Source organism: Rahnella sp. ChDrAdgB13 (genome assembly GCF_017655185.1).
Lineage (GTDB): Bacteria > Pseudomonadota > Gammaproteobacteria > Enterobacterales > Enterobacteriaceae > Rahnella > Rahnella contaminans.
On record NZ_JAEMGT010000091.1, the window covers coordinates 20,145 to 30,541 of the forward strand.

10 protein-coding genes and 1 pseudogene are annotated in these 10,397 nt (G+C 55.1%); 5 read left to right on the forward strand and 6 right to left on the reverse strand.

Annotated elements, in window-relative coordinates; genetic code table 11:
• Nucleotides 1-521: 521 nt before the first annotated feature.
• The gene (locus tag J8X26_RS20880) at nucleotides 522-1,805 is read left to right on the forward strand and encodes a citrate synthase (RefSeq protein ID WP_152326489.1); all 1,284 of its coding nucleotides are present in this window, start codon (nucleotides 522-524) and stop codon (nucleotides 1,803-1,805) included.
• Nucleotides 1,806-1,865: 60 nt separating this feature from the next.
• Here J8X26_RS20880 and nei read toward each other — a convergent pair whose 3' ends face one another.
• From nei to pxpB, 5 genes are read right to left on the reverse strand one after another with little or no spacing between them, the layout of a single operon-like run.
• Entirely contained in the window at nucleotides 1,866-2,660 is a 795-nt protein-coding gene (gene nei / locus J8X26_RS20885) for an endonuclease VIII (protein WP_165059469.1), read from the reverse strand.
• On the reverse strand, nucleotides 2,660-3,310 hold the full coding sequence (pcp, locus tag J8X26_RS20890; protein WP_165059467.1) for a pyroglutamyl-peptidase I: 651 nt from the start codon (nucleotides 3,308-3,310) through the stop codon (nucleotides 2,660-2,662). The genes nei and pcp overlap by 1 nt, the downstream gene beginning before the upstream one ends.
• A 25-nt stretch (nucleotides 3,311-3,335) precedes the next feature.
• A complete protein-coding gene (gene pxpA, locus J8X26_RS20895; protein ID WP_208951839.1) occupies nucleotides 3,336-4,073 on the reverse strand; it encodes a 5-oxoprolinase subunit PxpA in 738 nt (245 codons plus the stop codon).
• Nucleotides 4,063-4,992: a 5-oxoprolinase subunit PxpC gene (gene pxpC / locus J8X26_RS20900; RefSeq protein ID WP_152326485.1), complete on the reverse strand. Its 930-nt coding sequence runs from the start codon at nucleotides 4,990-4,992 to the stop codon at nucleotides 4,063-4,065. Before pxpC ends, pxpA begins: the two co-directional genes overlap by 11 nt.
• Nucleotides 4,986-5,651: a 5-oxoprolinase subunit PxpB gene (pxpB, locus tag J8X26_RS20905; protein WP_152326484.1), complete on the reverse strand. Its 666-nt coding sequence runs from the start codon at nucleotides 5,649-5,651 to the stop codon at nucleotides 4,986-4,988. Before pxpB ends, pxpC begins: the two co-directional genes overlap by 7 nt.
• A 228-nt stretch (nucleotides 5,652-5,879) precedes the next feature.
• Here pxpB and J8X26_RS20910 point away from each other — a divergent pair, with 228 nt between their 5' ends.
• The gene (locus tag J8X26_RS20910; RefSeq protein ID WP_208951840.1) at nucleotides 5,880-7,334 is read left to right on the forward strand and encodes an MFS transporter; all 1,455 of its coding nucleotides are present in this window, start codon (nucleotides 5,880-5,882) and stop codon (nucleotides 7,332-7,334) included.
• Here the strand turns inward: J8X26_RS20910 and J8X26_RS20915 are convergent.
• Nucleotides 7,331-8,074 (reverse strand): type 2 GTP cyclohydrolase I, encoded by a 744-nt coding sequence (locus J8X26_RS20915; protein WP_152326482.1) that lies wholly within the window; start codon nucleotides 8,072-8,074, stop codon nucleotides 7,331-7,333. The two genes, J8X26_RS20910 and J8X26_RS20915, sit on opposite strands and share 4 nt — an antisense overlap.
• Nucleotides 8,075-8,194: 120 nt before the next feature.
• Between J8X26_RS20915 and J8X26_RS20920 the strand changes: the two genes are divergently transcribed.
• The 3 genes and pseudogenes from J8X26_RS20920 to J8X26_RS20930 form a co-directional block, all read left to right on the forward strand.
• Nucleotides 8,195-9,487, forward strand: coding sequence for an FAD-dependent oxidoreductase (locus J8X26_RS20920; RefSeq protein ID WP_374101296.1), 1,293 nt, complete (start codon nucleotides 8,195-8,197; stop codon nucleotides 9,485-9,487).
• Nucleotides 9,484-9,756: a 4Fe-4S binding protein gene (locus J8X26_RS20925; RefSeq protein WP_208951842.1), complete on the forward strand. Its 273-nt coding sequence runs from the start codon at nucleotides 9,484-9,486 to the stop codon at nucleotides 9,754-9,756. Before J8X26_RS20920 ends, J8X26_RS20925 begins: the two co-directional genes overlap by 4 nt.
• 87 nt (nucleotides 9,757-9,843) lie before the next feature.
• Nucleotides 9,844-10,332: pseudogene (locus J8X26_RS20930) on the forward strand (glycerol-3-phosphate responsive antiterminator); the annotation flags it as partial.
• Nucleotides 10,333-10,397: the final 65 nt, after the last annotated feature.

Consider the following 10,397-nt stretch of genomic DNA (forward strand, 5'->3'; position numbering starts at 1 on the left):
TACAATTGCCCTACAAATGCTTTATTCACATTTCTTTTAAACAGTGAGTTAGCTCTCATTTTCCATAAAAGGCACAAAATAAATTATCTAGTTTGACATTTGATCAACATTTCCATTACATATGAGCTATCCCTATAGGACTGTGATACTGAGCACATACCGGCTGACACCAACCGCACCAAAAAGGTGAAAGTCTCTGAAGAATCAGTGGATCACACAATCGTGATGCAGGGTCTTCCCTGTAGCCCCAAGTTATGCAAAAGTGGGGATTGTGTAAATCCTCATACTCTTCACAGGTACTGAGCGACAGAACAGTAATGATTTACCGAATCGTTAACAACGATGAAACGCCGCTTGTTGGTCACAGAGCAGTCTGAGACTGCAATTCGACTCAGCTCTACGTTCCCTCCCCATCCGATCGCAGAGTTAAGGCTGACAATAATAATGACCTTTCAAGGCGTCGCTTCCAGGCATTTCTGTTGTTACTGATTTTTAAAAATAAGGCGCTAAGGAGACTGTAAATGGCTGATAAGAAAGCGACACTTACCCTACAAGGTCACGACCCGATTGAACTGAGCGTGCTCACCGGCTCGTTGGGTCAGGATGAAATTGATATCCGTACCCTCGGTTCAAAAGGTCTTTTTACCTATGACCCCGGTTTCACCTCTACTGCATCCTGCGAATCCAAAATCACCTATATCGACGGTGACGAAGGTATTCTGTTACACCGCGGCTTCCCGATTGACCAGCTTGCGCAAGAGTCAACCTTCCTGGAAGTCAGCTACCTGCTGCTGAACGGCGAAGCGCCAACCCCGGAGCAGTTCGAAGAATTTAAAACTAATGTGACCCGTCACACTATGGTTCACGAGCAGATCACCCGCCTGTTCCACGGTTTCCGTCGTGACTCTCACCCGATGGCCGTACTGTGCGGCGTGACCGGCGCACTGGCGGCGTTTTATCACGACTCCATTGATGTCGAAAACGAACGTCACCGCGAAATCGCCGCTTACCGTCTGCTGTCCAAAATGCCGACCGTCGCCGCGATGTGTTACAAATATTCTATCGGCCAGCCGTTTGTGTATCCGCGCAACGACCTGTCTTATGCCGGTAACTTCCTGCACATGATGTTCTCCACGCCGTGTGAAGAATATAAAGTGAACCCGATTCTGGAACGCGCGATGGATCGTATTTTGATCCTGCACGCTGACCACGAGCAGAACGCGTCGACATCTACCGTGCGTACCGCCGGTTCTTCTGGCGCTAACCCGTTCGCCTGTATCGCAGCCGGTATCGCTTCCCTGTGGGGACCTGCGCACGGCGGCGCTAACGAAGCCGCGTTGAAAATGCTGGAAGAAATCAGCAGCGTGGATCACATCCCGGAATTCGTAAAACGTGCGAAAGACAAAAATGATTCTTTCCGCCTGATGGGCTTCGGTCACCGTGTTTACAAAAACTACGACCCGCGCGCCACTGTAATGCGTGAAACCTGTCATGAAGTGCTGAAAGAGCTGGATCTGAAAGACAACCTGCTGGAAGTAGCGATGGAGCTGGAACATATCGCGCTGAACGACCCGTACTTCATCGAGAAAAAACTGTATCCGAACGTCGATTTCTATTCAGGCATCATCCTGAAAGCCATGGGCATTCCGTCGTCCATGTTTACCGTGATCTTCGCGATGGCGCGTACCGTTGGCTGGATTGCTCACTGGAGCGAAATGCACCAGGACGGCATCAAAATCGCCCGTCCTCGTCAGCTTTACACCGGCTACGACAAACGCGATTTCCATTCTCAGCTGAAAAAATAAGTTCTGATTACTCAGACTTTAAAGGCTCCCGCGGGAGCCTTTTTCATTTCAACGTTTTCATCACACCTGACAAACCGGGCACCAGAAAAATGGCCGTGATGACACGCTGGATTTCGCTATCGGATCGCCACAGCGCTCGCAGGGTTTCCCCGTCCGCCCGAAAACTTTAAAACGAAACAGCGCACCGTGATGCACATTTTCATCCATTGTACCGCGCGTGGCGTAGGACAAACGCGCGACGGACAAACAGGCATCTGCCAGTGCATCCAGCTCTGCGTCATTCAGTTCATTCGGTTTATGGTCGGGCAGCAATTTTGCCAGCCACAGAATTTCCGCCCGCAGATAATTTCCTAATCCGGCCAGAAATGCCTGATCAAGCAACATCCCGCCGAGCTGACGGTTGCGGAATTTCGGCGAAAGTAACCGCTCACGAACCTGAGCGACGGTCAGGGTTTCATCCAGCACGTCCGGCCCGATACGTTGCAGGAACGGATGATTTTCAATTTCCGCCGTATCGTAAAGCCCGATCTCAGACGCGCTGTACAGCAAGATCGCCGCATCCGTGGTTTCGAGTTTTACCCGCAGCGAACGCTTGGTTTCCTTCGGGGTTTCACCGGCCTGAATAACCCGCCAGACGCCATAAAGCTGGTTGTGGCTGTAGAGCGTCAGGCCATTGGAAAAGTGCGTCAGCAACGCTTTTCCGCGGGTTTCAATCGCCGTAATTTTGGTACCACGTAATGCGGACTGGTAAGGCTTCAGATTAGGGAAAGCAAACCAGACATCCGTGAGCGGCTTGTTCACCACCGCAGCTGCCAGCAAATCGGCAGCGCGGCGGATTTCAGGACCTTCAGGCATCAGTGAGTCGCACCCTCGGCAATTTTCAAATCCTGCTCAGTATGCAGCGCGATAGCAATTGTCAGCTCAAGCGCATTCAGCACAGTGTGAACTGACATACTCGGCGCGCCCGGATGCTTCGCCGCCTGCTCCGGCAGATAAGGAATATGGATAAAACCGCCCTTCACCACTTTGCACGACGGCTGGGCAAGACGATGCAGCAGGCCATACATAATGTGATTACACACATAGGTGCCTGCCGTTTGCGAGACAGAAGCCGGAATACCGGATTCGCGTAACCCGTTCACAATGGTTTTGATCGGCAAGGTGGAGAAATACGCGGCTGGGCCGTCGGCGACAATCGTCTCATCCACCGGCTGATTGTTATCGTTATCAGGGATACGCGCATCGTTGATGTTTATCGCCACGCGTTCGATGCTGAAATCACTGCGACCGCCCGCCTGCCCGACGCAAATCACCATTTCAGGCTGCACTTCATCAATAGCGACATTCAGCGCGTCGATAGCTTTGCCAAACACGCACGGCAACTGGCGAACCACAATTTTCGCCCCGGACAGCTCCAGATCGCCCAACTGCTTCACCACTTCCCAGGACGGATTAATTTTTTCACCATCAAACGGCTCAATACCGGTGACTAAGACTTTACGCATAGGTATTCCCCTGATTTTGCTGAAGTCAGCCTGCGCTGACCTGAATATCCCGCTCACCAAACGCTTCGCGCAGACGGCGCGCAAAGGTCAGTGCATGCTCACCGTCGCCATGAAGGCAGACAGTATCGGCGCTGACCGGCACCCAGACGCCTTCGCGGCTGAGTACTTTCTGTTCCCGCACCATCGCCAGCGTCTGATCCAGCGCCAGTTCATCGCTCTCAATCATCGCATCCGGCTGGCTGCGCGGCACCAGCGTGCCGTTACTCTGATAACGCCGGTCGGCAAACACTTCCTGCCGCGTTTGCAGCCCGAGGCGTTCGCCGGCCCGGATAAGTTCGCTTCCCGCCAGCCCGACTAAACGAAGGGTCGGGTCAACGTCATACACTGCGCGGGCAATGGCATCCGCCAGCAGCGCGTCGCTTGCCGCCTGGTTGTACAACATGCCGTGCGGTTTTACATGCACCATTTTGCCGCCTTCGGCGCGGGTGATCGCAGCGAGTGCGCCGAGCTGATACACCACCTGCGCATACACAGTTTCCGGCGGAAGTTGCATGGCCGTCCGGCCAAAGTTCTCGCGATCCGGAAAGCTCGGATGCGCGCCAATCGCCACGCCGTATTTCAGCGCCCAGCGCACGGACTGCTGCATGGTCTGCGCGTCCCCGGCATGAAAACCGCAGGCGATATTCGCCGAACTGACGAGCTGTAAAAGCGCCTCGTCGTTGGCGCAGCCTTCACCCAGATCGGCATTCAGATCAACGACCATGCAGCCCCCGTTTCACCTGTTCAATAAATAATGTCTGTTCACGCAGCGCTTTCTGCGCTTCTTCCGGCGTGCATTTTACAAAGTGAATTGGCTCGCCAAGGCGGATTTGCGCCAGATTGTACAAATCGGCTTCGATTACACAGGCAATGCGCGGATAACCCCCGGTGGTCTGCGCATCGGCCATCAGCACAATCGGCTGACCACCGTGCGGAACCTGCACCACGCCGGGAAGCAGCCCGTGGGAAAGCAGCTCGCGGTCGGTTTCGCGTTTCAGCACATGCCCGTGAAGACGATATCCCATGCGGTTACTTTGCGGGCTGAGCTGCCAGGCGGCGCGCCAGAACTCTTCGCGCGACTTAGCGCTGAACTCCTGATATTCCGGCCCCGGCAAGGCACGAATGCGGTTGCCGAACAGCAGTTGTTTAATGCCGCCGGAATGCTTCGGCTGCCGGTATGAGTCACCGGTGGGCAGCTGATCGCCGTCCTGCAACTGACGCCCCTCAAAACCACCAAATCTGGCTTTCAGATCCGTACTGCGTGACCCCATGATTTCCGGCACATCAATGCCACCGGAAATCGCCAGATAGCTGCGCATCCCGCGCGCGGGCATTTTCATGGTCAGAATCTGACCCGGCTTCACCGGATAGTTCCAGCCGGTCCAGATTTCTTTGCCGTCGAGCTGCGCATGGCAACCTGCGCCGGTCAGCGCAATCCACCCTTCGCGGTGAAACTCCGCGCTGAACTGGCCCAGCGTGATTTCCAGACCGGCGGCATTTTCGTCATTGCCGACCAGCAGATTGGCAATCCGCAACGCCGGTGTATCCAGCGCACCGGACTGGCTGACGCCCTGCCTGCGATAACCATTGCGCCCCAAATCCTGAACGGTGGTAAACATCCCTGCGCGTAAAACCTTCAACATACGCCCTCCTTTTGTGGCACGAACCGTACGCTGTCACCCGGCAGGAGCAATGTCGGAATTTCACGCAGCGGATCAAACATCACCAGCGGCGTTTGCCCGATCAGCTGCCAGCCACCCGGCGTAGCGAGCGGATAAATGCCGGTCTGGCTGCCGCCGATCCCGACCGAGCCTGCGGGTACAGAAAGACGCGGTTCGCCGTGGCGTGGTGTGGCGAGTTTCTCGGACATACCGCCCAGATACGGGAACCCGGGCTGGAAACCCAAAAAATAGACGGTGTAATCAATGCCGGAATGCAGTGCCACAACGTCGCTCTCAGACATACCGGTGTGGCGCGCGACATTCCCGAGATCCGGCCCGTGCCCGCCGCCGTAAATCACAGGGATCTCAATTAAACGCGATTCAGGCACGATGGCCTCGCTCTCTTCCCACCAGGTTTGCAGGCGCTCAATCGCGTCCAGCGCAGAACTCTGGGCATCGGTCAGAAGAACGGTCAAATTATTCATGCCAGGAATGACTTCACGTACGCCGGGATAGGCAGCACGATCCTGCAAACGCTGGGTCAGCCCCCAGATCCGTTGCTGGCTTGCCAGCGACACCGGCGGTTCCAGTTCCAGCACTACTGCGCGTTCACCCAGCAGATAACATCGTGCTCGTTGCACTCAGGCACTCCTTAAAGAAAGGTTGTGGATCATCAGGTTATTCAGCAACTCAATGAACCGAAACTTACTCTCTGTTATGCGTGAAACTGACCGGACATGTCAACCTGTCCGCCCGTGCTTTCCCGGCTTCAGGGTTTCCCCCGCCGCCTTCAACTGCTACTCTCAGAAATGTTGCTGTTTTTTTTAGCGTTTGGATAACGCTTTCGCCACAAATGAAAGGGAGACGTCGTGAAAAAGCCACTGGCCTTATTTTTTCCGCTCTACACCACCACATTACTGATGCTGTTGGGTTCCGGCCTGCTCACTACCTACATTTCCCTGCGCCTGTCGGCGATTAACGTCAGCGGCGCGATGATCGGTGCCATCATTGCGGCGAACTACATCGGGCTGGTGATTGGCGGCAAAGTCGGCCATATCCTGATCGCCCGCGTCGGGCACATCCGCGCCTACGTATCCTGTTCCGGGATTATCACCGCCGCCGTACTCGGTCACGGCCTGACCGACATTATCCCGATCTGGGTGGTGCTGCGCCTGATCATCGGTCTGTGCATGATGGTGCAATATATGGTGCTGGAAAGCTGGCTCAACGATCAGGCCGAAGCGAACCAGCGCGGCGTGGTCTTCGGCTTTTATATGGTGGCGTCGTATCTCGGGATGTCGCTCGGTCAGGTCGTTCTGATGCTCAACAGCGATTTAGGCGTCAGCACACTGATCGTTATCGCGCTGTGTTTTGCGCTGTGTCTGGTGCCGATTGCATTAACCACGCGCACCAACGTCGGCCATATGTCTCCCGCGCCGATGGAGCTGAAATTCTTCATCCGTGCCATTCCCAAAGTACTGGCGATCACGCTGGTCATCGGCATGGTGGTCGGTTCGTTCTACGGTATGGCACCGATTTACACCAGTCAGCAATCGCTCACTACGCAGCAAACCGGTCTGTTTATGGCTCTGGCGATTTTCGCCGGGCTGCTGGCCCAGTTCCCGCTGAGCTGGCTGTCTGACCGCTATAACCGCAACATGCTGATGCGGATTAACGCCATTTTGCTGGCGCTGACGGCGCTGCCCCTGGCGCTGTTCAGCCATATCTCTTTCCCGCTGCTGCTCGGCATCGGTTTTATCGTCAGCCTGATGCAGTTCACGCTCTATCCGCTGGTGGTCGCGCTGGCGAATGACATGATTGAGCCGGAGCGGCGCGTTTCGCTTTCCGCCTGTTTGCTGATGGCATTTGGCGTCGGTGCCTGTATCGGGCCGTTAGCCGTTGGCGCGCTGATCCAGCCGCTGGGCGGCAATATTCTGTATGCCTTTTTCGCGCTGTGCGGCGCTGGCATTGTGGCGTTAAGCCGTACATCCAAGAAAGAAGAAGAAACGCAAATGGCGGTCGATGCACCCGTTCCGCACATCGCTATGCCGGACAGCCTGAGCAGTTCACCGCTGTCACCGGCGCTGAATCCGGCCTTTGATGAACAGATGATTCAGGACACCATGCCCGCCCCCGAAAACGTGGTTGAACCGGTTATCGGAGAGACAGACGAAGAGCCCGTCGAGGAAGAAGAGGAAAGCAAATATCCACCGCAGGGTGCAGACCCTGAAGTGGATACCGGATTACAGCGGGCATTTACGCTGCTGGAAGACAGCGTTTCAGAAAATAGTATTGCCGAAGAAACAACCGAAAAGAAAAATTAAGCCGGGTTATCGATGTCGATAAACATCACATCTAACCCGTGCTCATTTTGCAGCCATTCGCCCAGCGCTTTCACGCCGTAACGTTCTGTGGCGTGATGGCCAGCAGCGAAGAAATGCAGCCCCATCTCGCGTGCGATGTGAATGGTTTGCTCAGAAACCTCACCGCTGATAAACGCATCCACGCCAAATTCTGCCGCTTTCTGAATATAGCCCTGACCACCGCCTGAACACCACGCCACACGACGGATTTCCGCCGGTGCATTTTGCGCACTGTGCAGAACGCTGCGATCCAGAATTCTTTCGATGCGCTGACGGAATTCGTTGCCGCTAAGCGGCGTATCGAGCTCGCCATACGGCAGCAGCAACGCGATTTCACCCTGTACGGTAATGCCAAACAGTTTCGCCAGCTGCGCGTTATTGCCCAGCTCCGCGTGACCGTCGAGCGGCAAATGATAGGCGTACATATTGGTGTCAGTCGCCAGCAACGTTTTAAGACGGTTGCGTTTCATGCCGCGAATTTCAACCGGTTCGTCTTTCCAGAAATAACCGTGGTGAACCAGAATCGCATCGGCTTCAACAGCGATGGCGGCATCCAGCAGATCCTGAGAAGCCGTCACGCCGGTCACGATGCGCTGCACATTGCTGCGGCCTTCGACCTGCAAACCGTTCGGCGCATAATCTTTGTAGTTGCTGATATCCAGTTTCTGGTTAATCAGCTTTTCAAGCTGGAAATTGTTCATGGAGTTTCACTTATCTGTCATGGCGAATGCAGCAGATAATATACGACAACGCCAGTCCTGCTCAAAATCAATGACGGGAACTGCCGGATTGTTATTCTGGTTTCCTCACTTTTCAACGGATTGAAGAAGATGCAGGAAAATGATTGCGACGTCATCATCGTCGGCGGCGGAATAGCCGGTTGCACCAGTGCATTGCTGTTAGCCCGCGCGGGCCTTAGCGTTATTTTGCTGGAAAGAGGCGCACAGGCGGGAAGCAAAAACAGTTCCGGCGGGCGCATTTATACACATACCCTTTCACAAATCCTGCCCGATTTCGCGCAAAGCGCCCCGCTTGAACGCCGCGTAACGCAGGAAAGGCTCTCAATGCTGACAGGCGACAGCATGACAACGTTGGATCACCGGCAGACTGCTGACGCCGCATGCTCATGGACCGTATTGCGTGCGCGGTTTGATCCCTGGCTGATGGAACAGGCGCAGCTCGCCGGTGCGCAGTGCATTACGGATACGCAGGTCGAAGGGTTGATGAAGCAAGGCAACCGCGTGACCGGCGTCAGAATCGGCGATGACCTGCTGACTGCGCGCGCCGTTATTCTGGCGGAAGGTGCGAATTCGCTTCTGGCGCAACGGTGTCTCGCCTCGCCAAAACCCTCTGCGGAAAACATGGCTACGGGCGTGAAAGAGGTGCTCGCGCTGCCGCGTGAAAAGCTGGAAGAACGTTTCGGGCTGGAAGGCGATCAGGGCTGCGCATGGCTGTTTGCGGGGCAGCCGACCGCCGGAAAAGTCGGTGGCGGTTTTCTGTATACCCATCGAGACACCCTCTCGCTCGGTGTGGTCTGCAACCTTTCTCAGCTCAGCGATAGCGCGCGCAGCCTGCCGCAGATGCTCGACAACTTCAAACAACATCCCGCCCTGCGCCCGTTACTTAAACAGGCTGAAGTCATGGAATACAGCGCGCACATGATCCCCGAAGGCGGGCTGAATGCCCTGGCACCGCTGTCCGGCGATGGCTGGCTGGTTGCCGGTGACTGCGCCGGTTTTTGTCTGAATGCCGGGCACACGGTTCGCGGAATGGATCTGGCGATGATGTCTGCGCAGGCTGCGGCCGTAACGCTGATTCATGCGCACCGGAACAGCGATTTCAGCGCCGCCTCACTTTCCCTATACCGCGAGCATTTGCAGCGCAGCGCGCTGTGGCCGCTGATGACGCAATACCGCCATTTGCCCGCCGATTTACTCCGTTCGCCGCAGGTTTTCAGCCGCTATCCGCAACTTTCCGCTGATCTGCTGCACAGTCTTTTTCACGTCGGCGAACAACCGTCCGTGCCGCTTCGCCGTTTACTCTGGCGTCATGCCCGCCGTGCCGGGTTGTGGCAGTTACTGAAAGACCTGCGTAAAGGAGCGCGTAGCCTGTGAACCTGAATGACAAACTCGCCAAAAATTACTATCAGCCGGAAAATACCGCCCACATCGTGGTGGCTGGCAACGCGCAGCAAAGTGCGCTGAAGATCCTGCTGAATGCCTGCCCGGCCGGGCTTTACCGAAGGAACGAAGCCGGAGAAATCACCTTTGATCCGAACGGCTGTCTTGAATGCGGCACCTGCCGCATTGTCTGCCCCGACGAGGCGTTTTCCCTCTGGCGTTATCCGGCTGCCGGTTGCGGTGTGACATTTCGGTTCGGGTAAAACTCTGGGAGGTGGCGCGGGGTTGTAAACACGGAAAGCTGCTATGTTTTCAGTTGCATAACATTACATTTCAACGGAGCTTCTCCTGTGTCTATTTTGCAATTATTGAATCAACACCCGGTCATCGCCGCAGTGAAAGACACTGAAAGCCTGAACGCCGCCCTGCTGTCGGACTGCAAAATCATCTCAGTGCTGTACGGGAATATCTGCAATATCGGCGCGATTGTTCAGCGGATCAAAAAGGCTGAAAAATACGCGTTTATCCATGTCGATCTGCTGGACGGCACGTCCAATAAAGAGATCGTGATTAATTTTCTGAAAATCGTCACCACGGCAGATGGCATCATCAGCACCAAAGCCTCGATGATCAAAGCCGCGAAAGCGCAGGGATTTTTTGGTATTCACCGGATGTTTTTGCTCGACTCGATTTCATTTCACAACATCGATAAACAGGTGGCGCAGTCGAACCCGGATTGTGTGGAAATCTTGCCGGGCTGCATGCCGAAAGTGCTGGGCTGGGTATCGGAGAAAATCGATCTGCCGATTATTGCCGGCGGGCTGGTATGTGATTTAGAGCCTATCCCAATAGGATTTTATTCCAGATAATGATGCCGCAGGTAAAATGCAGCATCGCCTCATAA